General features: G+C 63.8%; 26 protein-coding genes. 14 read left to right on the top strand and 12 right to left on the bottom strand.

Going from position 1 to position 22731, the window contains the following annotated elements; genetic code table 11:
* Positions 1–76: 76 nt before the first annotated feature.
* The 4 genes from Amn_RS04945 to Amn_RS04930 are packed head-to-tail and all read left to right on the top strand — an operon-like array spanning position 77 to position 3868.
* Positions 77–1210 (top strand): aminomethyl transferase family protein, encoded by a 1134-nt coding sequence (locus tag Amn_RS04945; RefSeq protein ID WP_067965348.1) that lies wholly within the window; start codon positions 77–79, stop codon positions 1208–1210.
* Positions 1211–1229: 19 nt separating this feature from the next.
* A complete protein-coding gene (locus Amn_RS04940; protein WP_286294969.1) occupies positions 1230–1823 on the top strand; it encodes a dimethylamine monooxygenase subunit DmmA family protein in 594 nt (197 codons plus the stop codon).
* Positions 1820–2785 (top strand): PDR/VanB family oxidoreductase, encoded by a 966-nt coding sequence (locus tag Amn_RS04935; protein WP_067965350.1) that lies wholly within the window; start codon positions 1820–1822, stop codon positions 2783–2785. Before Amn_RS04940 ends, Amn_RS04935 begins: the two co-directional genes overlap by 4 nt.
* Positions 2786–2827: 42 nt before the next feature.
* Positions 2828–3868 carry a heme-dependent oxidative N-demethylase family protein gene (locus tag Amn_RS04930; protein ID WP_067965351.1) on the top strand — a complete coding sequence of 347 codons (1041 nt, stop codon included), beginning with the start codon at positions 2828–2830 and terminating at the stop codon, positions 3866–3868.
* Between the two features lie 102 nt (positions 3869–3970).
* Here Amn_RS04930 and Amn_RS04925 read toward each other — a convergent pair whose 3' ends face one another.
* Positions 3971–4654, bottom strand: a complete 684-nt coding sequence (locus Amn_RS04925; RefSeq protein WP_067967077.1) for a helix-turn-helix domain-containing protein — start codon at positions 4652–4654, stop codon at positions 3971–3973.
* A gap of 330 nt (positions 4655–4984) precedes the next feature.
* Between Amn_RS04925 and Amn_RS04920 the strand changes: the two genes are divergently transcribed.
* The gene (locus tag Amn_RS04920; RefSeq protein WP_154387142.1) at positions 4985–5584 is read left to right on the top strand and encodes a hypothetical protein; all 600 of its coding nucleotides are present in this window, start codon (positions 4985–4987) and stop codon (positions 5582–5584) included.
* Between the two features lie 36 nt (positions 5585–5620).
* Here the strand turns inward: Amn_RS04920 and Amn_RS04915 are convergent, their stop codons facing one another.
* From Amn_RS04915 to Amn_RS04885, 7 genes are all read right to left on the bottom strand, one after another.
* Entirely contained in the window at positions 5621–6541 is a 921-nt protein-coding gene (locus Amn_RS04915) for a sugar kinase (protein ID WP_154387143.1), read from the bottom strand.
* A 34-nt stretch (positions 6542–6575) separates the two neighbouring features.
* On the bottom strand, positions 6576–7397 hold the full coding sequence (locus tag Amn_RS04910) for an IclR family transcriptional regulator (protein ID WP_067965355.1): 822 nt from the start codon (positions 7395–7397) through the stop codon (positions 6576–6578).
* A gap of 42 nt (positions 7398–7439) precedes the next feature.
* Positions 7440–7823 carry a RidA family protein gene (locus Amn_RS04905; RefSeq protein WP_067965357.1) on the bottom strand — a complete coding sequence of 128 codons (384 nt, stop codon included), beginning with the start codon at positions 7821–7823 and terminating at the stop codon, positions 7440–7442.
* Positions 7824–7839: 16 nt separating this feature from the next.
* Positions 7840–8610 (bottom strand): amino acid ABC transporter ATP-binding protein, encoded by a 771-nt coding sequence (locus tag Amn_RS04900; RefSeq protein WP_067965359.1) that lies wholly within the window; start codon positions 8608–8610, stop codon positions 7840–7842.
* A 10-nt stretch (positions 8611–8620) separates the two neighbouring features.
* Complete coding sequence (locus Amn_RS04895) at positions 8621–9283, bottom strand: amino acid ABC transporter permease (RefSeq protein ID WP_067965361.1); 663 nt, start codon at positions 9281–9283, stop codon at positions 8621–8623.
* A 5-nt stretch (positions 9284–9288) separates the two neighbouring features.
* Positions 9289–9951, bottom strand: a complete 663-nt coding sequence (locus tag Amn_RS04890) for an amino acid ABC transporter permease (protein ID WP_067965363.1) — start codon at positions 9949–9951, stop codon at positions 9289–9291.
* 72 nt (positions 9952–10023) lie between these two features.
* Positions 10024–10863: a transporter substrate-binding protein gene (locus tag Amn_RS04885; protein WP_067965365.1), complete on the bottom strand. Its 840-nt coding sequence runs from the start codon at positions 10861–10863 to the stop codon at positions 10024–10026.
* Between the two features lie 159 nt (positions 10864–11022).
* On the opposite strand from Amn_RS04885, the gene Amn_RS04880 reads away from it, so the two are divergent.
* The gene (locus tag Amn_RS04880) at positions 11023–12081 is read left to right on the top strand and encodes a D-TA family PLP-dependent enzyme (protein WP_067965366.1); all 1059 of its coding nucleotides are present in this window, start codon (positions 11023–11025) and stop codon (positions 12079–12081) included.
* A 72-nt stretch (positions 12082–12153) separates the two neighbouring features.
* On the opposite strand, the gene Amn_RS04875 is transcribed toward Amn_RS04880, so the two are convergent.
* Positions 12154–12603 (bottom strand): universal stress protein, encoded by a 450-nt coding sequence (locus Amn_RS04875; RefSeq protein WP_067965367.1) that lies wholly within the window; start codon positions 12601–12603, stop codon positions 12154–12156.
* 221 nt (positions 12604–12824) lie between these two features.
* On the opposite strand from Amn_RS04875, the gene Amn_RS04870 reads away from it, so the two are divergent.
* The 5 genes from Amn_RS04870 to tsaA are packed head-to-tail and all read left to right on the top strand — an operon-like array spanning position 12825 to position 16413.
* A complete protein-coding gene (locus Amn_RS04870) occupies positions 12825–13877 on the top strand; it encodes an iron ABC transporter substrate-binding protein (protein WP_067967080.1) in 1053 nt (350 codons plus the stop codon).
* Positions 13878–13899: 22 nt separating this feature from the next.
* Entirely contained in the window at positions 13900–14931 is a 1032-nt protein-coding gene (locus Amn_RS04865) for a FecCD family ABC transporter permease (RefSeq protein WP_154387144.1), read from the top strand.
* On the top strand, positions 14928–15716 hold the full coding sequence (locus tag Amn_RS04860; protein ID WP_154387145.1) for an ABC transporter ATP-binding protein: 789 nt from the start codon (positions 14928–14930) through the stop codon (positions 15714–15716). Before Amn_RS04865 ends, Amn_RS04860 begins: the two co-directional genes overlap by 4 nt.
* Positions 15713–15919: a TOBE domain-containing protein gene (locus Amn_RS04855; RefSeq protein WP_154387146.1), complete on the top strand. Its 207-nt coding sequence runs from the start codon at positions 15713–15715 to the stop codon at positions 15917–15919. Before Amn_RS04860 ends, Amn_RS04855 begins: the two co-directional genes overlap by 4 nt.
* 2 nt (positions 15920–15921) lie before the next feature.
* Positions 15922–16413: a tRNA (N6-threonylcarbamoyladenosine(37)-N6)-methyltransferase TrmO gene (tsaA, locus tag Amn_RS04850; RefSeq protein ID WP_182575987.1), complete on the top strand. Its 492-nt coding sequence runs from the start codon at positions 15922–15924 to the stop codon at positions 16411–16413.
* Here the strand turns inward: tsaA and Amn_RS04845 are convergent.
* On the bottom strand, positions 16410–17324 hold the full coding sequence (locus Amn_RS04845) for an ABC transporter substrate-binding protein (protein ID WP_154387148.1): 915 nt from the start codon (positions 17322–17324) through the stop codon (positions 16410–16412). The two genes, tsaA and Amn_RS04845, sit on opposite strands and share 4 nt — an antisense overlap.
* 154 nt (positions 17325–17478) lie before the next feature.
* Here Amn_RS04845 and Amn_RS04840 point away from each other — a divergent pair, with 154 nt between their 5' ends.
* From Amn_RS04840 to Amn_RS04830, 3 genes are read left to right on the top strand one after another with little or no spacing between them, the layout of a single operon-like run.
* Entirely contained in the window at positions 17479–18282 is an 804-nt protein-coding gene (locus tag Amn_RS04840; RefSeq protein ID WP_154387149.1) for a substrate-binding periplasmic protein, read from the top strand.
* Positions 18283–18309: 27 nt separating this feature from the next.
* Positions 18310–18954, top strand: coding sequence for an ABC transporter permease subunit (locus Amn_RS04835; RefSeq protein ID WP_154387150.1), 645 nt, complete (start codon positions 18310–18312; stop codon positions 18952–18954).
* On the top strand, positions 18951–19604 hold the full coding sequence (locus tag Amn_RS04830; protein ID WP_067965378.1) for an amino acid ABC transporter permease: 654 nt from the start codon (positions 18951–18953) through the stop codon (positions 19602–19604). The genes Amn_RS04835 and Amn_RS04830 overlap by 4 nt, the downstream gene beginning before the upstream one ends.
* Here Amn_RS04830 and Amn_RS04825 read toward each other — a convergent pair whose 3' ends face one another.
* Together Amn_RS04825 and Amn_RS04820 are read right to left on the bottom strand one after the other, a co-directional pair.
* Positions 19605–21431: an alanine racemase gene (locus Amn_RS04825; RefSeq protein WP_067965379.1), complete on the bottom strand. Its 1827-nt coding sequence runs from the start codon at positions 21429–21431 to the stop codon at positions 19605–19607.
* 3 nt (positions 21432–21434) lie between these two features.
* Positions 21435–22685, bottom strand: coding sequence for a D-amino acid dehydrogenase (locus Amn_RS04820; RefSeq protein ID WP_154387153.1), 1251 nt, complete (start codon positions 22683–22685; stop codon positions 21435–21437).
* Positions 22686–22731: the final 46 nt, after the last annotated feature.

Genomic DNA, 22731 nt, shown 5'->3' with positions numbered 1-22731 from the left:
GGGTTCAAATGCCCTCAACAAATGACCGCCTCAAGGCAAGGCCAAGGGCGGGGAACAATATGGAGGAGTACCTGAAATGACAGCTTCATGGCGTTTTTCGATGTTGGCCGACCGCCACCGCGCACTGGGTTCCAAACTGGAAGACTGGAGCGGTATGGGCACGGCCTGGAGCTATGACAAGGACGCCGACGAGGAGTATGTGGCGATCCGCACCAAGGCCGGCCTGATGGATGTTTCCGGCCTCAAGAAGGTGCACATCACCGGCGCCCACGCAGGGCATGTCATTGACCTGTGCACCACCCGCAATGTCGAGAAGATCTACCCCGGCAAGTCGGTCTATGCCTGCATGCTCAACGACGCCGGCAAGTTCACCGACGACTGCGTCATCTACCGCATGGGTCCGAACTCCTGGATGGTCGTGCACGGTTCGGGCTCGGGCCATGAGGAACTGACCCGCGCATCGATCGGCCGCGACGTCTCGGTCCGCTTCGACGACAATCTGCACGACCTGTCGCTGCAGGGCCCACTCGCCGTCGACTACCTTGCCAAGCACGTTCCCGGCATCCGGGACCTCAACTACTTCCACCACATGCAGACCCAACTGTTCGGCTTCCCGGTGATGATCTCGCGCACCGGCTACACCGGCGAGCGCGGCTACGAGATTTTCTGCCGCGGCCAGGACGCGGGCCAGATCTGGGACACCATCGTTGCCGAAGGCAAGCCGATGGGCATCATCCCGACGCGCTTCACCACGCTCGACATGCTGCGCGTCGAGAGCTACCTTCTGTTTTACCCGTACGACAACTCGCAGAAGTACCCGTTCGCGAACGAAGGCCCTGGCGACACCTTGTGGGAACTCGGTCTCGACTTCACCGTCAGCCCCGGCAAGACCGGCTTCCGCGGCGCCGAAGAGCACTATCGCCTCAAGGGCAAGGAACGCTTCAAGATCTTTGGCGTGCTGCTCGACAGCGACAAGCCGGCTGACGAAGGCGCTGAGATCTATCGAGACGGCAAGAAGGTCGGTGTCGTGACCTGCGCGATGTATTCGCCGCTGGTCAAGAAGTCGATGGGCATCGCCCGCCTCGACGTCGACTGCGCCATCGTCGGTACGCCGCTGGAAATCCGCAACGCCAGCGGAACCGTCAAGGCAACGGCGCAGTCGCTGCCGTTTGACGACCCGAAGAAGCTGAAGCGGACGGCGAAGGGCTGAGACCTTGGACAGTGCACCGGTGAAGACGATCCTCAGTCGCCCGGTCTACGGAACATTGTCACCGCAGGCCGGCAAGAGCCACCTTCTGATTGCGGACGCCGAAGGGGCGTCCGCGATCCTGGACCTGGCGAAGAAGGCTCCAGAGGACTTCTTCGCCAACGCCCACATCATGTTCGTACCGGGCCGGACCGGAAACAGCTTTCAGGACTTGCTGAAAGCCCTGAAGCCGGCCCAGTATTATGAAGGACCGTCGGTCGCGGCGGCATTGCCGCGGCTGACCTGGACACTTGCCAACGCCCATATGGGCCTGCGCATGTATCTCGCCGGTACCGAAGGGCTGATCGGCCAGATGATGCAGGCGGCGATCGAAGCCGGCATCGACCCGGCCTCGATCCAGACCGAGCATCGCGGCTCGTGGGCGCGCCGCGTGCAGTGCGTGCACTGCAAGGGCGTCACCGAAAACGTCACGACCCAGCCGGTTACCTGCTCGCATTGCGGTCTGCTGTTGCTCGTCCGCGACCACTACTCCAAGCGTCTGGCCGCCTTCCAGGGCGTCTGCATCAATGCCGAGGATCCGACCGAGATCCCTCAGAAAGAGGAGATTTTCCGGTGAGCGCGGGAACAAACAAGCTGAACGTCACCGTGACCGAAGTGGTCGCGGTCAATGAACTGGTCAAGCGCTTCCACTTCGAGCGCACCGACGGCGGCAACCTGCCGACCTTTTCCGGCGGCGCCCACGTCGTCGTCGAAATGCGCGACGGCGACATCACCAGGCTCAATCCCTATTCGCTGATGAGCTCGCCGCTCGCCACGCGCGACTACACCATCTCGGTGCGTCGCGACGACGTCGGCCGCGGCGGCTCGTTGTTCATGCACAACCGCGTCAAGCGCGGCAGCGAAATGGTCATCAGCTATCCGGTCAACCTGTTCTCGCTGGACCTGCGCGCCAGGAAGCACCTGATGATCGCCGGCGGCATCGGCATCACGCCGTTTCTCGCCCAGACCGCCCAGCTCGCTTCGTCGGGCGGCAATTTCGAGCTGCACTACACTTGCCGTTCGGAGGCGCTGGGCAGCTACACCGAGGTGCTGCGCGAACGCTACGGCAGCAGGGTCAACCTGTACTACGACGAGCACAACGAGCGCATCCCGCTCGACCGCCTGCTCGCCACCCAGCCGCTCGGCACGCATATCTATGTCTGCGGCCCCGCTGGCATGATCAAATGGGTGCGCGACACCGCCGCTGCCCATGGCTGGCCGGATGACTCGGTGCATTACGAGCACTTCGCCGCACCGCAGCCGGGCACGCCCTTCGACGTCAAGCTGGCAGTCAGCGGCCTGGAGATCCGGGTCGGCGAACAGCAGAGCCTGCTCGAGGCGATCGAGGCGGCAGGCGTCGACCCGCCCTATCTCTGTCGCGGCGGCGTCTGCGGCCAGTGCGAGACCAACGTCATCTCCTATGACGGCACGTTCAAGCACAACGACCACTGGCTGAGCGATGAGGAGCACTGCTCGGGCAAGAAGATCATGCCATGCGTTTCGCGCTTCGAGGGCCGCTCGCTGGTCCTGGAACGGTAGAACATCCCGGAGCGCCCAGCGCTTTGGAAGAGGGAGGAATTGATGGGAATAAACTTCAGGAAAGAAACGTTCCGCGACGATTTTACCTTCAGGAACAGTCCGGAACAGATCAAGCGGTTTCCCTTCCCCTATCACGAAGACGCCTACATGTACTCGGTCAACATCGAGCCGCATGTGCCGGGCCCCAAGGGCAGCGTGTTCGAGCACCTGATCGACGTCGACGAACACTATGTCTCGGAGATGCAGGACCGCGCCATGGTGCTGGCGGAAGATCCGTTGCGCTGCCAGTCGCTGCCGCACATGACGCTGGCCGGCTGGGACCTGCTCGAACTTCTGATGACCGAGAAGGCCGCGAGCTATCCCGAGCACTTCACGCTGACCCGCGACGGCGACCGCTGGCGCTGGATCAACCGGCCACTCGGCATCGACGACACCTTCACCTTTGGCGACATCTCCACCCTGCCCTATGGGCCGATGGAGTACATCACCCGCCAGAGCCAGGGCGACTTCGCCATCCTCGACCAGCGTGACAACAATCTCTGGATGGACGCCGGCATGGTCACCACCCAGGCCGACTGGTCGCTCGATTTCGACATCGGCATGAACTTCTTCGAATGGCATGCACCGGTGCCGCTGGCGCATGAGATGGGCGTCTTCACCCGCGCCCTGAAATTCCTGACCAACATCCAGCAGGGCAAGCCCGCACGCCGCCTGAACTGGACCATGACGATCAATCCGCGCCTCGACACCAGCCCGGAGAACTTCCACAAATGGGGCAGTGACCGCCTGACGGTGACGCCTGAGAATGTCGGCCAGAAGGTCCATCTCCGCGTCGAACTGCAGAGCTTCTGGCGCCTGCCGCGTTCCAACGCGCTGGTCTTCCCGATCCGCTGCTACCTGCTCAAGATGGACGAGCTGGTAACGGTGCCGAAATGGGCCCGCCGCTTCCACCGCGTGCTGCGCGACCTGCCGGTCGAGCTCGCCGAATACAAGGGCCTGACCCGTTATCGCCAGACCACCGTCGACTGGCTGTCGAAATATGACGACGGCGCTCCGACCTCATCCGGCTTCAGCCCGGACTAACATATCGATCCGGCCTGGCCTCACCGAGGCCCGGCCACCGACCACGAAAAAGGAGGCGATGTCATCGCCTCCTTTTTTCGTTCGACACCACTGCCGCCGAGGCTAGTCGCCGCTCGCCCCCTGCGGGTAGGAGATGATGGAGAGATAGCGGATCGGCAATTGGGTCAGCTCTTCCGGACCGTGCGGGGCATCGGCGTCGAAGAACAGGCTGTCGCCCGGCGTCATGCGGTAGAGGTTGCTGCCGTGGCGATAAACGACCTCGCCCTCCAGCATGTAGAGGAACTCCATGCCCTCATGCTGGAACATCGGAAACACGTCCGAATCCCCGGCAAGCGTGATCAGATAAGGTTCGACCACGACACCGGCGGTGTTGGAGCCGATATGGCCGAGCAGGTTGTACTGGTGCCCGGCGCGGGTGCCGCGACGCTCGACGTCGACGCCCTCGCCGGACTTGACGAAGACGGCGCTGCGCTCCTCCTCGAAGCGGCGGAAGAAGGCGGTCAGCGGCACGCCCAGCGCCCGCGACAGCGCCTGCAGCGTGGTCAGCGACGGCGAGGTGATGCCGTTTTCGATCTTGGACAGCATGCCGAGCGAGATGTTGGTCATCGCCGCAAGGTCGGCCACGGTGATGCCGAGCTTCTTGCGGAAGGAGCGGACTTCGTGGCCGAGCGCCACCTCCAGCACCTTCTCGGGCGTGTCACGGATGGCATGAGGATCCTGGTGAAGCGGCGATGGCTGCGCCTTCGCCGCGATCGCGGCGGCAGCCTTCTTGCCGTCGGCAGTCATCACGGCTGACAAACGGTCTTCTTTCACGCCGCTATCCCTCGTTGCAAAAACTCACAAATTCACCAGTTCACCCATGGTAAAATTTCTTTACACAAGTTTCAAGGGCCGACGATCAAACTGCAGGCAATATGCATAACGAAAAGGCAGCTTGCCGCGGAAAATCATTCCGCCACAAAGCCTTGCCATCACCTCCAGGCACGCGCCATCGGACTGCGGCGGCCCACTGATTTGACTAGTGCCCTCCCCCATTCGATTGATTTACAGCGCTCCCGGAGAGCGCGAAACTCCCAGCCCCGTGCAATTGCACGATGCATCAGCGGAGGAACTGCCATGAGGTCTGCCGGTTTCGCCAGTGGCGCCATCGTCGCCCTGGCTCTGATATGGGCTGCGGCCCCGACTATCAACGACGCCCGCGCCGCCGAACCCAGCAAAGCCGAACTCGACGCCGCGCGCCAGGCACTGGAAAAATACAAGGATCCCTACGTCGCCGTGCGCGACCTCTATCTGTCGACGGTCGGCTGCGTCCACTACACCGGGGAAAAGATCGAAGGGCGGATGGAGTATCCCAAAGGCGCGATGGGCGTACACTTCGTCAATCTGACGGTGAAGGGCCCGCCCGACCCCACCAAGCCGAACGTGCTGGTCTACGAACCGGGTGCCGACGGCAAGCTCACCCTCGTCGCGGTCGAGTGGCTGGTTCCAATGGACGCGGTCAAGGAACGGCCGACCGTGCTCGGCCAGCCGTTCCAGGGACCGATGGAAGGGCACGAACCCCTGATCCCCAAGGAATTCGCCCATTACGACCTGCACGCCTGGCTGTTCAAGGACAATCCGAACGGGATGTTCAGCCCGACCAACCCCGACGTGTCGTGCGACGGCCATCCGTTCAGCCTGCTGGAGGAGCCGACCAAGATGGTGCATCCGCAATAAGCGGAAGCGCCTTCAAGGATCGTCCATCCAGGCTGTTCATGCGGCCGGTATCCTCAGTTCGGACCGGCCGACAAGCGCGCCGTGGTGGCCGATGACGGCGGCCGCCACATTGGCCGCGAAGGCTGCTGCCTTCAGGTGGTCGCCGGTCTGCAGATAGTTGGCGAGGAAAGCACCGTTAAAGCTGTCGCCGGCACCAGTCGTGTCGACAACTTGTTTCGTCCGGCTGGCCGGCACGAAGCTTCGCTCGCCGTCGAAATCCAGCGCGATGCCAGCGGCACCGTCCTTGACCACGAGTTTGTTCACGCCAAGCCCAACGTAGCGCGCGATCGTCGCATCGACCGTGGCGTCGCCGAAATGCGTCGCCTCGTCTTCGAAGCTCGGCATCACCATGCTGGAGACCGCGGCCCCATCGGATATTGCGCGCCGCATCCTGTCGGCGTCGTCCCACAGGCGTGGGCGGATGTTGGGATCGAAGGCGACGAGCTTGCCGGCGATCTTGGCGTGGCCAATTTCGGCAAGCAGCGTTGCGAGCGCTTCGGGCGCCAGGATCGCCAACGTGATGCCGGAGAAGAAGATCGTCTCCGAGGCGCCGATGGCCGCACGCAATGCCGAAGCGTCATCGGCGAGCAGCCGCGCAGCAGAGGTCGAGCGCCAGTAGGAGAAGCTGCGCTCGCCATCCTTGAGATGGATCATGTAGAGGCCGGGCGTACGCTCCGGCAGGCGACGGATGAAGCCGGTACCGACGCCGGTGCCCTCGATGAAGGTGAGCATTTCATCGGAGATCGTGTCCGTGCCGACGGCGGAGAAATAGTCGACCGGCCATGCCTCGGGCAGCAAGCTCCTGAGGTAATAGGCGGTGTTGAAGGTGTCGCCGGCAAAGCCCTTGCGCATCAGGCCGTCGCCGGCCTGGCGAAGTTCGACCATGCATTCGCCGATCAGGAGTGCGCGTCCGGCCATCAAGGGTGTCCAGAAATGTTGTGTATGTTGCCGTTCAGCGCCGCCCGCCGGCGCGGGCTGCACCCGGCGCGTGCTCGTCGGCGACGTGGCCGAGGCGGCTCGACAGGTCGGCGGCGGCATCGAGCAGCGTCTTGAGATAGCTGGCGTGGTTCTTGAGCCCATCCTCGCGCGGCGCCACGAGGCAGAGCGTTGCGATACAGATGTTGTCGGCCTGGTAAACCGGAACGGCGAAGCAGTGGGTGAAGTTCTCGACGGCGCTGTTGAAGGTGTAGTAGCCGACCCGCGACGCCTCGCGCACTTCTGCGATGAACTGCGCCGGATCGAGCCACTGGCCGTTGGGCAGCTGGAAATCCTCCTTCGGGATGAAGTCGAGGATTTCCTGGTCGCTCATATGGGCGACCAGCAGCCGGCCCGACGCCGTCCAGGCGATGGAGACGGGATCGCCGACATTGGACGAAATGCGGAACGGGCGCAGGCCTTCCTTCATCTGGGCGACGGTGTATTTGTTGCCTTCGAGCAGGCACATCTGCGCCGTCTCGCGCGTCTCCTCGGCGATGTGCGTCAACAGCTTGTCGCATTCGCGCATCAGGTCGAACTGCTCGGCATAGGCCATGCCGAGGAAGTAGAGCTTGCGGCCGAGGAAGACCCGGCCGTCCTCGCCGCGATATTCGAGCACGCCCTGGCGCATCAGCAGATTGACCAGCTCATAGACGGACGAACGCGGCGCGCCGATGCCAGATGCGATCTCGTTGGGGCGAAGCGGCGTGCGCTTGAGACGCAAGAAGTTCATGATCTCGAAGGCGCGGTCGAGACCGCGCGCCCGCCTGTTGGTCATGTCGTCGGATACGTCGTCCATGTGTCGCCTCTTCCGGCAGATCGCCGGCAAAACTTCATGCCATTACGGCGCCTTGTAGGCGACGCAGTCGATTTCGACTTTGCAATCGACCATCATACTCGACTGTACGCAAGCACGCGCCGGCGGATGGTCACCGAAATACTCGGCATAGACGCCGTTGAACGACCAGAAGTCGCGGGGGTCGTCGAGCCATACGCCGACACGCACGATGTGCTCCAGCCCATAACCGGCTTCTTCCAGGATGGCGATGACGTTTTCCATCGTCTTGCGCGTCTCGGCGATGATGCCGCCGCCGACGATCTCACCATTCTCCATGGCGACCTGGCCGGAAACGTAGAGCCAGCCATTGGCCTCGACGGCGCGCGCGAAGGGCAGTGCCTGCTTGCCCGCCCCGGTCTGGCCGGTGCCATAGCGCTTGATCGTCATGTCTATTCTCCGAATGCTAGTTGAAGGTTGAGGTCTTGAGGAACTCGGCCAGCCGCTCGGTCTGCGGCTTCAAGAACATCTCGCGCGGGTTACCTTCCTCGCCGATGCGGCCCTGGTTCATGAAGATCACGCGCGACGACACCTCATAGGCAAAGCGCATCTCGTGGGTGACGAGCAGCATGCTCATGCCGTCGCGGGCGAGATCCTTGATGACCTGCAGCACCTCGTTGACCAGCTCGGGGTCGAGCGCCGAGGTGACCTCGTCGAACAGCATCAGCTTGGGGTTCATGGCAATGGCGCGTGCGATCGCGACGCGCTGCTGCTGGCCGCCGGAGAGCTGGCCGGGAAAACGGTCGCGGCGCTCGGCGAGGCCGACACGGTCGAGCCACTTTTCGGCGACGCTGCGCGCCTCGTCGCGGGACATCTTCTTGACCTTGACCAGGCCGAGCATGACGTTTTCGGCCGCAGACATATGCGGGAACAGGTTGAACTGCTGGAAGGCCATTCCGGTCATCGCACGCTGGCGGGCGATTTCCTTTTCCTTCTTGCGACGGCGCGTGCCGCCTGCGGTCTCGTAGCCGATTTCTTCGCCGTCGATGCGGATCGAGCCGCCCTGGAATTCCTCCAGCATGTTGATGCAGCGGAGCATCGTCGTCTTGCCCGAGCCGGACGAGCCGATGATGGAGATGACGTCGCCCTGGGCCATGGTGCAGTCGACGCCCTTGAGGACTTCGACATCGCCGTAGCGCTTGTGCAGGTCGCGGATTTCGAGAAGGTTGCCGGTCATTGTTGCGGCCTCACGAGGGGATCGAGGTTTTGCGTTCAACGTAGCGGCCGAAACGCTCGATGCCGTAGTTGACGACGAAATAGAGGAAGCCCGCGAAGAAATAGAACTCGAGGCTCATGAAGGTGCGCGAGATCAGCTCCTGGGTCCTGAGCAGAAGCTCGGCCACGCCGATGATCGACAGAAGCGTCGAGGCCTTGACCATCTCGGCGGCCGTATTGACCCAGGCGGGCAACACCTGGCGCAGCGCCTGCGGACCGAGCACATAGGCAAATGTCTGGGGGAAAGTCAGGCCGATCGCCTTGGCAGCCTCTGTCTGGCCCTTGGGGATCGACTGCAGCGCGCCACGCACGATCTCGCCGACATGCGACGAGCAGAACACGGCAAGCGCCAGCACGCCGGCCTGGAACGGGCCGAGGTCGATGCCGACAGTGCCGAGCACGTAGTAGCTCGCGAGCACCAGCACCAGAACCGGCGTGCCGCGGATGAAGTCGGTGTAGCCGCGCACGAGCCAGCGCAACGGCTTGTTGCCATAGGTCAGCGCCAGGCCGACGCCGATGCCCAATATGGTGCCGACAAGGATCGCCAGAACCGAGATCGAGACGGTGACGCCGATGCCCTTGAGGATCGGGATGCGGGCGAGCCAGAGAGTTTCGAAGAATGTCACTGTTTCCATGGCACTCACCGGGGAATGGACATGCGCCGCTCGAGCCTGCGCAGCAGGGCTGCGAGCACCGAGCAGGTGGCGACATAGAGGCAGCTGGCGACGATCCAGGTCTCGATGACACGGAAGGTTTCGACATTGATCTTGCGCGCCTCGAAGGTCAGCTCCGGCACCGCGATGGCGGCGGCCAGCGAGGTGTCCTTGAACAGCGAGATCAGCGTGCTCGACAGCGACGGCAGCACGTTGCGCAGCATCAGCGGCATGACGATCGAGTTGCGGATCTGCGCCTGGGTCAGGCCGATGGCGAGACCGGCCTCCTTGAGCCCGTTGGGCACGGCGAGCAGGCCACCGCGGAACACTTCGGCGAGATAGGCGCCGGAATAGAGCGCCAACGTGGCGACGAAGCTCTCGATCTTGCCGAGCCGGATGCCGAGCTGCGGCAGCGCGAAGAAGGTGAACAGCACCAGCACCAGGATCGGCGTGTTGCGGATGATGGTGACATATATGCGCGCGGGGTGGCGCAACGCGCCTTGCTTCGACAACAGGCCGAAGGCGGTGATCAGCCCGAGCACGCAGCCGATGGCGATCGCCACGAAGGCGAGCGCCAGGCTGAGCCCGAGACCCCAGAGCAGCTGGTCGAAACTGCGCCAGACCGCCGAGAAATTGAGTGTGTAACCCATGGTGCCGTCAGGTTCCGGTCAGAAGAGATGGCGCGGCCGCATGTGCCAGGGGCCGCGCCACTGTTGGCGAGCTTACTTGTACTCGACCGGGAAGCCGATCTGCGGCGGAGCGAGCTCCTTGCCGAACCAGGTCTTGTAGGAGTTGGCGTAGAAGTCGAACTCGACGCCGGTCATCGCCTCATGCAGCGCGGTGTTGACGAAGTTCAGCCAGTCCTGGTCGCCGCGCTTGACGCCGCAGGCATAGGTCTGCGGATTCCAGCCATAGCCGGCATCCTTGTAGCGGTCCGGGTTCTGCTTCATGTACCAGGCCAGCGAAGACTGGTCGGTGGCAACTGCATCGGCGCGGCCCGATTCCAGTGCCTGGTAGATCAGGTCGACCGACTCATACTGGTCGACCTTGGCCTCCGGCAGCGCGGCATGCACCATCGCCTCGGCATAGACGTTCTGCAGCACCGAGATGGTGACGCCCGAGCCGGCGCCCTTGAGCGCGGCATAGTCGGCATATTTGCTGTCGCCCTTCAGCATCAGGCCGACGCCTTCGCGGTAGTAGGGAATGGTGAAGGCGATCTGCTGGGCGCGCTCGCCCGTTACCGTCATGAACTGGCAGGTCAGGTCGACCTTGTCGGTGGTGATGTTGGGGATGCGGGCATCCGACGACTGGTTGACGTATTCGATCTTGTCCGGGTCGCCGAAAAGCGCCTTGGCGACGATGCGACCCATGTCGACGTCGAAGCCCTGCAGCTTGTCGTCGGCACTCTTGAAGTGCCAGGGCGCATTGGTGCTGCCGGTGCCCAAGACCAGGTGGCCACGCGCCAGAACCTCATCAAGCTTGCTCTGCTTTTCCTGTGCGCCGGCAGGCATTGCCGCCATCAGCGCGAGCGCGGCGACGGCCGCGGAAAGTGCGATCTTCATCTCGCCGTTCCTCCCAAAGAGTTCTCTATTCCAATGTCCGCTATTTCGGACATATGTCCTTAATATCGGATTGACGTATAAAGCGCCGCGCGGCATTGTTTGTCAAGCGCGGCACAGGCAAGGTCCGCGCGCGCCCATTCGATTTGGAAGGCAGAAGCCATGTTCGACAGGATCCAGACCCCCGCCGTGTTGGTGGACATCGATGTGGCGAAGCGGAACATCGAACGCTTCCAGACCTACGCCGACAGCCATGGCCTCAAGGTTCGTCCGCATATCAAGACACACAAGCTGCCTGCCATCGCCGAAATGCAGCTCGACGCGGGCGCCGTCGGCATCACCTGCCAGAAGGTGTCGGAAGCAGAAGCCATGGTCGCCGGCAGCGGCCGGTTGAACGACGTGCTGATCACCTACAACATCCTCGGCGACGACAAGCTGCACGCGCTCGTGGCGCTCGCCGGCAAGGTCAAGCTTGCTGTTGTCGCCGACAATATGACCGTGATCGACGGGCTTTCAGCCGCCTTTGCGGCGGCCGGCGCTACGCTCAATGTCTTCGTCGAGTGCAACACAGGTGCCGACCGCTGCGGCGTCGGCACAACTGAGGAGGCAGCCGCGTTGGCCGTCCGCATCCATGCGGCTCCCGGCCTGCGGTTCGCCGGGCTGATGACCTATCCGCCGGTGGGCGGTGCTGCCAAGGTGCAGGCCTTCATGACCGAGGCCAAGGCACTGATCGAAGCCAGGGGCATTGCCGTTCCCGCCATAAGCTCGGGGGGCACGCCCGACATGATGAAGGCGCATCTGGCGCCGATCGCCACGGAATTCCGCCCCGGCACCTATGTCTACAACGACCGTTCGCTCGTCGCCCGCGACGTCGCCAGCTGGGACGACTGCGCACTCACCGTGCTCGCCACCGTCGTCTCGGTGCCCGCCTCCAACCGCGCCATCATCGACGCCGGCTCGAAGACGCTGACCTCGGACCTGCTCGGCCTCGTGGGCCACGGCCATGTGCTCGGGCGCCCCGACATCTCGATCGACCAACTTTCCGAGGAGCACGGCCGCCTGCGTTGCCAGAGCGATATCAATCTCACCGTCGGCCAGCGCATCCGCATCGTGCCCAACCACGCCTGCGTCGTCACCAACATGGTCGACGGCGTCTATGTCTACGGCAAGGACAAGGCACCGGAGCTATGGCCGGTACCGGCACGCGGCAAGATCGTCTGAGCCGCGCCATCCAATAGTGAAAGGCCTCCCCGACACCGGTCAGGGAGGCCTTTGTCGTTTCTGTCGAGATGTCTAGCGGACGACCAGCACCGGCACCTTGCTGTTGGTCAAAACGTCGACGGTCTGGCTGCCGAGGATAAGCCGCCCCAGGCCGCGGCGGCCATGCGAGGCCATGACGATCAGGTCGCAGCCCTTTTCCTGGGCGAGCTGATTGATCGCCTCCGCCGCCCACATCTCTTCGACATGCACCGTATCGGCATTGACGCCAAGCTTGTCGGCCTGGGCCTTGGCGGCGGTCAGCACCTTGGCGCCATATTCCTCGCCCGATTTCTGGTAGGAGACGATGTCTTCGGCCGTCGCGACCGGACCATACATGCCGGCAGAGGCGAAGATCGGCGCCGGCTCGGTCACGTTCATGACCGTCACCTTGGCACCGATGCCCTTGGCCAGGCCCAAGCCATGGTCGAGCCCCTTCTGCGCCAGCTCCGATCCGTCAGTGGCAATGAGGACGTGGGTGTACATGGATTTCTCTCCTTGGCTCGCCGAACCCGTTGGGTTGCGACGCTAACTTTTACGCCCAGCCTTTCCGACCGTCGCCCATGGGTCAAGGCGAAGGCCTTGAAATCGGCTGGCACAGCCGCACAAATCCCTTGACCGTTATATTCAGTCAAACATAACAATGCGCCGCTCGTTATATTGGCATGTATATATCCAAACCCATTGTTCAACCCGAGATCGACAGCATGAGACGCCGCAACCTCTTGATTTCATTCCTGGCTGCCGCCACCGCCCTGGTCGCTTCAGCCTCGCTCGCTGCCGCCGAGCAGCGCGTCTTCACCGACGCCGCCGGTCGCAAGGTGGCGTTGCCCGAGAAGATCACCCGCGTCATGGCCGCCGGTCCGCCCGCCTCGGTGCTACTCTACTCGGTCGCGCCCGACCGCATGGTCGGCTGGGTGCGTGAATTCACGGACGACGAAAAGGACTTCATCGCAGCGCCTTATCGTGACCTGCCCGTCCACGGCCGCCTGACCGGCAAGGGCGACACCGCCAACATGGAAGCCGTGCTGGCGATGAAACCCGACATCATCCTCGATGTCGGTACCGTCAACCCGACCTATGCCTCGCTCGCCGACAAGGTACAGGAGCAGACCGGCATCCCTTACGTGCTGGTCGACGGCAGCTTCGCCAACGCGCCGAAGTCGCTGCGCGAGATCGGCGAACTCCTGGGTGAGAAGGAACAGGCGGAGAAACTCGCTGCCTACACCGAGGCTGCGATGCAGCGGCTCGACAAGGTCGTCGCCGAGGTGCCGGCCGACCAGCGCCCGCGCGTCTATTACGGCCGCGGTCCCGACGGACTGGAGACCGGCCTCGCCGGCTCGATCAACATGGAAGTGCTGTCCGCCGTCGGTGCGACCAATGTCGCCGAAGCCGCAGGTAAGGGCTCGCTCGCAAATGTCTCGCTCGAACAGATCCTGTCGTGGAACCCCGACGTCATCCTGACGCTCAGCCCGATGTTTCGGAAGTCGGTGCTGTCGGACCCGTCATGGGCAGGCATCAAGGCGGTGAAAGACGGCCGCGTGTTCCGTGCGCCGGCCCTGCCCTTCGGCTGGTTCGACGCGCCTCCCGGCGTCAATCGCGCCATCGGCATATCGTGGCTCACCTCCGCACTCTATCCCGGCAAGGCCGAGATCGATCTGAAGGCCGAGACCCGCGACTTCTACAAGCTGTTCTATCATGTCGATCTCACCACCGAGCAACTCGGCAAGCTGCTTGCCGACACCGGCCGGAAGCCCTGAGCTTCGAGCGGAAGCCAAGCACTTGCAGCAGCAGCCAAAAGCCCAGCACGCCGGGCCGATCGCCATCGGCGCGCTGGCGGGTCTGCTCGTCGCCGTCATCCTCGTAGCGATCCTGACCGGCAAATATCCGGTGATGCCAGGCGACATCTTCGCGGTGGTTGTGGCCAAGCTGTCGGGCGGCGAAAGCGGCGTTGCGCCGACGATCGAGACCGTGATCTGGAACGTGCGCCTGCCGCGCGTCTGCGCCGGCATCCTCGTCGGCGCTTCGCTGGCGGCGGCGGGCGCGGTCTATCAGGGCCTGTTCCGCAACCCGCTGGTTTCACCCGACATCCTCGGCGTCTCCGCCGGCGCCAGCTTCGGCGCGGTCGTGGGCATCTTCCTGTCGCTGTCAGTACTCGCCATCCAGGGCCTCGCCTTCGCCGGCGGGCTGGCAGCTGTGGCAATCGTCTATGCCATCGGCTCGATCGTGCGCGAGCGCGACCCGATCCTCGTGCTGGTGCTCGCCGGCGTCGCCATCGGCGCGCTGCTGGGCGCCTGCGTGTCGCTGCTCAAGGTGCTCGCCGATCCCTACAACCAGCTGCCCGCCATCACCTTCTGGCTGCTCGGCAGTCTCGCCAGCATCAACCGCGCCGACCTTGGCTCCATCCTGCCCGCCGTCCTTGTCGCGCTGCTACCGATGGTGCTGCTGCGCTGGCGCATGAACCTGATGACGCTCGACGACGAGGAGGCGCGCGCGCTTGGTGTCGAGACACGCTGGATTCGAATCGTCATCGTCGCCGCCGCCACGCTGATGACCGCCGCCGCCGTCTCGACTTCAGGCATCATCGGCTGGATCGGCCTTTTGGTGCCGCATGTCGCGCGCATGTTCGTCGGGCCCGATTTCTCGCGCCTGCTGCCGACCTCGATGCTGATCGGCGCCGCCTACATGGTCGGCGTCGACACGCTTGCCCGCAGCATCGCCGCGATCGAGGTCCCGCTGGGCATCCTCGCCGCCGCCATCGGCGCGCCATTCTTCCTCTATCTGCTTCTGACGACCCGGCGAGGCTGGCAATGATGCTTCAGGCAACCGATCTCGCATTCGGCTATGGCCGCGTCAAAATCGGCCAAGGGGTCACGCTGTCGGTCGACCGCGGGGAAGTGTTGTGCCTGCTCGGTCCCAATGGCTGCGGCAAGACCACTTTGTTCAAGACCCTGCTCGGCCTATTGCCGCGCCAGGGCGGACATCTGGAATTGAACGGCAAGGACATTTCGACCTTCTCGCGCGCACAGTTCGCCCGCCACATCGCCTATGTGCCGCAGGCCACCGGCGCCTATTTCCCATTCTCGGTGTTTGACGTCGTCTTGATGGGCCGCGCCAGCCGCATCGACACCTTCGCCTCACCGACCAGGGCCGACCGGGCGATCACGCAGGAAGCGCTGGCAGCCCTCGGCATCGGCCATCTCGCCACCCGCCCCTTCACCGACATCTCGGGCGGCGAAAAGCAGATGACGCTGATTGCCCGCGCACTCGCCCAGGAGCCCGAACTGATCGTGATGGACGAGCCGACGGCCAGCCTCGACTTCGGCAATCAGGCCCGCGTCTTGAGTCGCATTTCGAGCTTCGCCGGCTCAGGCATGGCGGTGGTCATTTCCACCCACGATCCCAGCCATGCCTTTGCCTGCGCCAGCCGTGTCGCGCTGATGCAGTCGGGGGCACTGGTCGCCATCGGCAAGCCTGCCGACGTGCTGACACCGCAATTGCTGCGAGCTCTCTATGGCGTCGGCGTTGCAGTGGCCTATCTCGAACAAGCCGGACGCCATGTCTGCACGCCAACCCTCAACGAAAGGAACGCACCATGAAGATCAGCGCCCGCAACCAGATCAAGGGCAAGATCGTCGAAGTGATCAAAGGCACGACAACACCGCATGTCCGCATCGACATCGGCGGCGCCGTCGTCACCGCCTCGATCACCAATGAGGCGGTCGACGACCTGAAGCTCGCCGTCGGCAAGGACGCCTATGCAGTCATCAAGGCCTCCGACGTCATGGTCGCGGTCGACTGAGCGTGGTCCGCGAAAACGAAATCCGCGACGCTGAAAGTGCCGTCGCACTGCCCTCGGGTTACGATGCCGAGATCTATTTCATCGGCCGCATCCGAACACCCTGGGACTCGCGCCTTTTGACCCCGCGACAGGGCCGCGCCGATGGTCCTGTCTGCCATATCGAGATTTTCGAGCCATGGGTGGCGGCCCTCGAAGACGTCGCGCAATTCGCACGCCTGGAAGTGCTCTACTGGCTTCACCTCTCCCGGCGCGACCTGGTGCGCCAGAGTCCGGCCAATGACGGCGCCGCGCGCGGCACCTTCTCGCTGCGCTCGCCCGTTCGCCCCAATCCGATAGGCACCCAGATCGTCGAACTGGTCAGCATCGAGGGCAACATGCTTTCGGTGCGCGGCATGGATTGCCTCGACGGCACGCCGCTGATCGACATCAAGCCCGACCGGACGCTGTTCAGCCCCATCGCCCCGCCCCAGCCGGGAGACTTCCAGACCAGCTAATTCAGGCAGATCTCGGCCGCCATTCCGTCTGCACTGCGCTTGGCCTCGGCGCCGACGGAGTAGGTGGCGCATTCCAACGTGTTGGCCATCTTGGCGCCGCCGAGATCGAACTTCATCGCCCGCGCGCCATCCGGGAAGACCTGCCGTTCAAGGATCCAGGTCAGCTGTTGCAGGACGATATCGGGATCCATGCCGGGCGAACGCCTGATCACCGCATCGACGCCGAGCTGCGGATTGACGAGGCAATCATGCCAGGCCTGGCGCGTGATCGCCTGCAGCTTGCCGGCGAGACCCGGTTCCCGGTCCAGCACCGAATTCAACGCCACCAGCGCGCCCGAATAGATGTCGAGCCCGTTGTCGGCGAAATAGAGGAAGTCGAGGCCGCTGGCGTCGTGGCCACGCATCTGCATGGCAAATTTCAGTGTCGCATCGAAACAGGTCGCCGCCAGCACCGCGCGAGACGCCACCAGCCGGTCACGCTCTTCCGGCTGGACGCCGAGATAGGTGTAGCTGTCGGGCGCAAAGCCGTTGCGCTTGAGCAGCAGCGGTAGAAGCCGCGCCGAGGTGTCGCCGTTCGGTCCGCACAAAGTGCTGCCGGGAATATCGGCGAGGGTCAGCCGCTTGCCGTCGGAGACGTAGCCGAGACAGCAGGGCGTGTGCTCATAGATCGGCACGAGACAGGAGATCTCGGTTTCGCCTGTGCGCAGCGCCCGCTCGAAGACAGAGGATACATCGCCGTATCCGATATCGGCCTCATCGTTCACCAGCGTGCGCGTCACCAGCGACGAGCTGAAGCCTTCGACGAAGCTGCAGGACAGGCCATGGTCACCGAAATAGCCGGCGTCGGCTGCATGCAGAAACGGCGAATTCTGCCCTTGATACAGATAGTTGAGCTTGAAGCGCAGTTCCATTTCACAAAACCTCGAACTTTCGGAACGGCCGTTCTTGAGAAACAGATTCTCCAGAAACTATTGTATCCAAATTGGCCGCCGTCCTTGGTGGCTTTAGCAATTTGCGATATAACGCAAACATTCTGTTTTCAAGCAGCCCATCAAAGGAGTGATCATGAGAATTGCGCGGACAGCCCTGCTGGCCCTCATTGCGATTTTCGGCGTGAGCGCAGCAAGTGCACAGGACTACAAGGCCGCCCTGGTTGCACCTGATACCATCACCGTCGGCACGTCAGGCTCGGCCCCGCCCTTCAGCATGACCAATGCTGCGGGCGAGCTTGAAGGCTTCGACATCGACGTCGTCAATCTCGTCGCCAAGCAGCTCGGCCTGACCGCCAAGTTCGAGAAGCTCGACTTCGCCGGGCTGTTGCCGGGCCTCACCGCAGGCCGCTTCGACCTGATCGCCTCGGGCGTGACCCGCACACCGGAGCGCCTGGCTTCGAAGGACTTCTTCCTGCTGTCGCCCTACATCGTCAACGGTGCTGCCATCACCCGCCGCGAGGCTGACACCGACATCGCCAACTGGAAGGATGTCTGCGGCAAGACAATGGGCGCGGTGCGCGGCGGCGCCTTCCAGAAGGTCGCCAAGGAGAAGCTTCCGGCCGATTGCGTCACCAAGAGCCGTGAGTATCCCGGCGCCACCGAGCTGTTCCTCGACCTCGAGAACCGCCGCATCGATTTTGCCGCCCACGACTTCCTCGGTCCGAAATACCTCGCCAAATCGGGCAAGCTGACCGGCACTGTTACCCTCGACGACCTGTTGTCGACCATCACCCAGAGCGTTGCCGTCAGCAACAAGAACAAGCCGCTGGCCGACGCCATCGACGCCCAGTTCGAGACCTGGCGCAAGGACGGCACCCTGCAGGGCCTGGCCGACAAGTGGTTCGGCGCCTCCATCGACTGGTCGAAGGCTCAGTAAGCAGGGCTGCCGCGAGGGGCGCGGGACATGGAAATCGCACTTGCCTGGCTGCCGCGGCTGTTGGTTGCGGCGGCCCTCACCATCGGGCTGTCGGCAGTGGTCTTCAGCCTGTCGGCAGTCTTCGGCCTGTTGTTGTCCCTCGTTCACTACGGCCGCGAAAAATCCTGGCTCCGGAACGGTATCGAGGCGTTCAGCGCCTTCTTCCGCTCGGTGCCGGAACTCGTGGTGCTGTTCCTGTTCTTCTTCGGCGGGCCGCAGGTCGGCATCGACTTCGGCCCGATCGGCTCGACGATCATCGCCTTCACGCTCGTCGGCATCGCCTTCGACTATCAGGTATTCAAGGGCGCGTTGAAGGCCGTGCCATTCGGCCAGTATGAGGCGGGCCTCGCGCTCGGCCTGCCCAAGCGGGTCGTGTTCCTTAGGGTGCTGATCCCGCAGATCCTGCCATTGGCACGCAAGGGCTGGATCACCTACGCCATCGGCACGGTCAAGCGCATGTCGATCGCCTCGGCGGTGTCGGTCAGCGAGATTCTCTACGTCACCAAGCAGGGCATCGCCGCCACCAACGCACCTTTTACCTTCCTGACGCTCGCCGTCGGCCTCTACATCCTCATCGTCACGCCGCTGCTCGTCTTCAACGAGCGCAAGCCCAAGCAAGCGGTGGCGCGATGAACATCCTGCTCGACCCGACCTACCAGCAGATGCTGTTCGACGGGCTGGCGATGACGCTGTTCATCTCGGTGGTCGTCATCGTTGTCTCCAACATCCTTGCACTGCCGCTGGCCATCTACATGCAGCGGCCCAAGGGCGCGTTTCACCGCGTCATCATCGGCTACAGTTTCTTTGCCCGCGCGGCTCCCGTTCTGGCATTGCTGTTTGCGCTCTATTATGGCCTGCCTCGCCTCGGCATCTATCTCGAGCCGGTGCCGTCGGCGTTGATCGGCCTGATCTTCGCCTCGACCGCCTACAATCTCGAATTCCTGCGCTCCGGCTTCGAGAGCATTCCCCCAGGCCAGCTCGACGCCGCCAAGGCGCTCGGCCTCAGGCCATTTGCGACCTATTGGAAGGTGATGATCCCGCAGGCCTACAGGCTGGCGGCACCGTCGCTGTTTTCCAATGCCATCCAGATGGTCAAGGGCAGTTCGCTCGCCAGCCTCGTCGCCATAGACGAGCTGACGGCGGCCTCGACCGTCATCATCTCCGAGACCTACAAGGCCATAGAGGTGTTGCTGGTGGTGTCGGTCTTTTATCTCGTCATCGCAGCGGCGATCATCGCCTTGCAGTACATCTACGAAACCAGGCAGAGCGCGCGCCGACGCTGATCAGAGGATCCTCTTGCCAAAGGCGGACATGACGAAGTTGACCGCTTCGGTGGCGACGCGCGGCTCCGTCTCCGCGGCCAATCCCGAAACGTCCATCGACAGCATGCCGCCGGACAGCGCTATCGCCTCCATCGCCTGGTGCGTCTCGCGCACGGTCATGCCGCCAGAGCCACTCGCCCAGCCGGGAATTTCGGTGGCCGTGGGGGAATAGCTGACGTGGAAACCGACGGTTCCCGACGAGGCGATGCGGATTGCCTCGCGCATCACCTCGCGCATGCCGGAGCCGTCGACCTCTGCCATGGTGAAGGCGGTGACGCGCGAATCCTTGAGGATGCGCACCTCCGCCGGATCGGCCTCGCGCAGCCCGACGAGCACGACATTTTCGGGCGACAGCTGCGGCTGCAGCGCGCCGGGCTTGTGGTCGAGGCCGAGCAGCCGCGCCAGCACCGAGCGCTCCGGCGCCTCGACGCCCTCCTCGCCCTCCGGCATCAGCGCGGCAATGGAATCGATCCAGATCAGTCCCAGGGAATGTGTCGCCTCGGCGGCAGTCGTCAGCGCCTTCGACGCCACATGCCTGTCAGCACCGGCGTGCAGCCTGATGAGGCCGGCCGGCGGATGCTCGGCATCGGCGATCTCGATGACGTCGAACTGCATCTGTTCGAGCCGCGTACCAACAGACTGTCTTGCCAGCAGTGGCCCGGCAGCACTGTCGGCCACGATCGAGACCATGCGGCGGCCGGTGACCTCGGTGATGTCGTGCATCGGCGCCTTCTCGACATATTCCGAGGTCATCGCCGTCAACAGCGCGCCATAGTTCATGTGGAAGCTGACGCGATCGCCGACGACCAGCGGCGGCTCGGCGTCGGTAATGTCGAGCACGAGATGGTCGCTCGACGCGCCCAGCACCCGCACGCCCCGATGGATCGGCACAAGGCCCTCGATCATCGTGTCCTCGCGGCCGATATTGGCGATGCCGCGCAGCCTGTCGCCCTCGTCGACGAACACCGGCTGGTTGCCGAAGGCGTCGTAGCCGGATTCACCGATCGGCAGCGACGGCTTGAGCTTGACCTCGATCAGGTCGCCGGTGAGCTTGAAGGCGTTGAACTCCAGCTCCCGCCACGGCTCTTCCCGGAAGGTCTCGTAGCCGCCCTGCAGGATCGCCTCGCCGATGCGCAGGTTGTTGATGCCGGCCGGCAGCTTGTTGTCCAGAAGCAGCGGCAGCGACGACGAATTGCCGCCCGACACCCAGTCGAGGCTGACGCCGGCAAGGCGCTCGACCTTGTAGGCATAGGCGACAAGCTGGCTGAGGTTCTCCTCCGTCGGCATGATGGCGCCAAAGCAGGTCAGGTTGGTGCCCAGGCCGGCAATGCGCACGCCGGGCAGTTCGAGCACGCGCTCGACGGTCGGCAGAAGGTCGTTTGGCCAGATGCCTTCGCGCAGGTCGCCGAGGTCGACCATCAGCATGATGTCGTGGACACGGCCGATGCGCTGGGCGATGCGCGAGATCTCGCGGATGATCTCCAGCTCCGACTGCAGGCTGATGTCGACAGTGCGCACCACCTCCTCGACGCGCGAAATCGGCGGGCTGCGCAACAGCATTACAGGGCAGCCGATGCCGCTTTCGCGCAACCGGCGGATGTTCTCGAAACGCGACTCGGCGAGCCCCGCCACACCGCCGCGCAGCATGGCGCGCGCCACCTGCGGCATGCCGCAGCTGCCCTTGGTGACACCGAACACCTTGATGCCGGATTGGCTCGCGCGCTCGACGACTGCCCGCGCATTGCGCTCGATGCGACCGAGATCGATGGCGACTTGCGGTCCAGACATGACTCAGCCCCCGTAGACCAGCCCCTGTGGATCGATGTCGGGCTTGCGGCCGGCCACCAGGTCGGCAAGGAACTTGCCGGAGCCGCAGGCCATGGTCCAGCCGACATGGCCGTGGCCGGTGTCGAGATAAAGCCCCTTGTAGCGGGCCGGGCCGATGACTGGCACCGAGCCCGGCATCATTGGCCGGAGACCGGCCCAGACCTCGGCCTTTCGCGGATTGAAGGCGCCCGGGAAAAGCTCCTGGCCGGCCTTGAACAGGCGGGCGAAATCGCTCGGCTTGTAGCTGCGATCGAAGCCGGCGAACTCGGCGGTCGCAGCCAGCCGCAGGCGATCGCCAAGCCTGGAATAGGCGATCAGGTTGTCCTCATCGGCGCCGCCCATCGTCGGTCCCTTTTCGGGAGCATCGAGCGGCACTGTCGCGGTGTAGCCTTTGACCGGATAGACGGGCAGGTCGATGCCATGGCGGCGACCGAGCAATCCACTTTCGGGCCCCATGGCGATGACCACCGCATCCGCTGTGAGCACGCCGGCTTGCGTCTTCACCCCAGCGACGCGATCGCCCTCGACGACCAAGCCCTCGACAGTGGTGTCGAACTTGAACGTCACACCCAGCCGCTCCCTGGCATAAGCGGCGAGCTTTTCGACGAACATGCGGGAGTCGCCGGTCTGATCCACAGGCGAATAGACGCCGCCCGCAATACCGTCCTTGGCGGCCGCCAGGCCGGGCTCCAGCTCAACCATGCGATTGCGGTCGACGATCTCGATCGGCAGGCCGTGTTTTGCGAGGAAGCGGTAATTCTCGCTGCCTTCGTCGAGGCTCTTCTGCGAGCGGAAGAAATAGAGGATGCCCTTGCGCCGGTCGTCATAGCCGATGCCGGCTTCGTCGGAGATCTCGTTGATGCACTGGCGCGAATAGAGCGCGAGCCGGAGCTTGACCTCGCTGTTGGCGCGCAGCCGCGCCGTCGTGCACTGGCGCAGGAAGCGCAGGCTCCAGGCATAAAAATAGGGGTCGAGCCTGAGCCTGACCTTGATGCCGAGATCGGAGGTATAGAGCGAGCGGATGAAGGTCTTCAGCGCCGCCGGCGAGGCCCAGGCGGTGGCGTCGCCCGGCGAAACCAGGCCGGCATTGGAGTAGCTCGTGCCGCGTGCCGCCGCCGGATGGCGTTCGACGACGGTGACCTCATGGCCGTCGCGCGCCAGGTAATAGGCTGCTGCCGTTCCGACCACACCTGCGCCGAGAACCAGTATCTTCATGCTGCCACCCCATAGAGCGTCGTGCAGTGCCCCTGGCACGCGGAAA

This window comes from Aminobacter sp. Y103A, assembly GCF_030294925.1.
Taxonomy (GTDB): Bacteria; Pseudomonadota; Alphaproteobacteria; order Rhizobiales; family Rhizobiaceae; genus Aminobacter; species Aminobacter ciceronei.
This window is presented reverse-complemented; position numbering and strand designations above follow the sequence as displayed.

What these genes read in the sequence shown, in the direction of transcription:
- Amn_RS04945 (WP_067965348.1), top strand. Translation starts at nt 77, where the DNA reads ATGACAGCTTCATGGCGTTTTTCGATGTTGGCCGACCGCCACCGCGCA.
- Amn_RS04930 (WP_067965351.1), top strand. Translation starts at nt 2,828, where the DNA reads ATGGGAATAAACTTCAGGAAAGAAACGTTCCGCGACGATTTTACCTTC.
- Amn_RS04925 (WP_067967077.1), bottom strand. Translation starts at nt 4,654, where the DNA reads ATGACTGCCGACGGCAAGAAGGCTGCCGCCGCGATCGCGGCGAAGGCG.
- Amn_RS04920 (WP_154387142.1), top strand. Translation starts at nt 4,985, where the DNA reads ATGAGGTCTGCCGGTTTCGCCAGTGGCGCCATCGTCGCCCTGGCTCTG.
- Amn_RS04915 (WP_154387143.1), bottom strand. Translation starts at nt 6,541, where the DNA reads ATGGCCGGACGCGCACTCCTGATCGGCGAATGCATGGTCGAACTTCGC.
- Amn_RS04910 (WP_067965355.1), bottom strand. Translation starts at nt 7,397, where the DNA reads ATGGACGACGTATCCGACGACATGACCAACAGGCGGGCGCGCGGTCTC.
- Amn_RS04905 (WP_067965357.1), bottom strand. Translation starts at nt 7,823, where the DNA reads ATGACGATCAAGCGCTATGGCACCGGCCAGACCGGGGCGGGCAAGCAG.
- Amn_RS04900 (WP_067965359.1), bottom strand. Translation starts at nt 8,610, where the DNA reads ATGACCGGCAACCTTCTCGAAATCCGCGACCTGCACAAGCGCTACGGC.
- Amn_RS04895 (WP_067965361.1), bottom strand. Translation starts at nt 9,283, where the DNA reads ATGGAAACAGTGACATTCTTCGAAACTCTCTGGCTCGCCCGCATCCCG.
- Amn_RS04890 (WP_067965363.1), bottom strand. Translation starts at nt 9,951, where the DNA reads ATGGGTTACACACTCAATTTCTCGGCGGTCTGGCGCAGTTTCGACCAG.
- Amn_RS04885 (WP_067965365.1), bottom strand. Translation starts at nt 10,863, where the DNA reads ATGAAGATCGCACTTTCCGCGGCCGTCGCCGCGCTCGCGCTGATGGCG.
- Amn_RS04880 (WP_067965366.1), top strand. Translation starts at nt 11,023, where the DNA reads ATGTTCGACAGGATCCAGACCCCCGCCGTGTTGGTGGACATCGATGTG.
- Amn_RS04875 (WP_067965367.1), bottom strand. Translation starts at nt 12,603, where the DNA reads ATGTACACCCACGTCCTCATTGCCACTGACGGATCGGAGCTGGCGCAG.
- Amn_RS04870 (WP_067967080.1), top strand. Translation starts at nt 12,825, where the DNA reads ATGAGACGCCGCAACCTCTTGATTTCATTCCTGGCTGCCGCCACCGCC.
- Amn_RS04860 (WP_154387145.1), top strand. Translation starts at nt 14,928, where the DNA reads ATGATGCTTCAGGCAACCGATCTCGCATTCGGCTATGGCCGCGTCAAA.
- Amn_RS04855 (WP_154387146.1), top strand. Translation starts at nt 15,713, where the DNA reads ATGAAGATCAGCGCCCGCAACCAGATCAAGGGCAAGATCGTCGAAGTG.
- Amn_RS04845 (WP_154387148.1), bottom strand. Translation starts at nt 17,324, where the DNA reads ATGGAACTGCGCTTCAAGCTCAACTATCTGTATCAAGGGCAGAATTCG.
- Amn_RS04840 (WP_154387149.1), top strand. Translation starts at nt 17,479, where the DNA reads ATGAGAATTGCGCGGACAGCCCTGCTGGCCCTCATTGCGATTTTCGGC.
- Amn_RS04835 (WP_154387150.1), top strand. Translation starts at nt 18,310, where the DNA reads ATGGAAATCGCACTTGCCTGGCTGCCGCGGCTGTTGGTTGCGGCGGCC.
- Amn_RS04830 (WP_067965378.1), top strand. Translation starts at nt 18,951, where the DNA reads ATGAACATCCTGCTCGACCCGACCTACCAGCAGATGCTGTTCGACGGG.
- Amn_RS04825 (WP_067965379.1), bottom strand. Translation starts at nt 21,431, where the DNA reads ATGTCTGGACCGCAAGTCGCCATCGATCTCGGTCGCATCGAGCGCAAT.
- Amn_RS04820 (WP_154387153.1), bottom strand. Translation starts at nt 22,685, where the DNA reads ATGAAGATACTGGTTCTCGGCGCAGGTGTGGTCGGAACGGCAGCAGCC.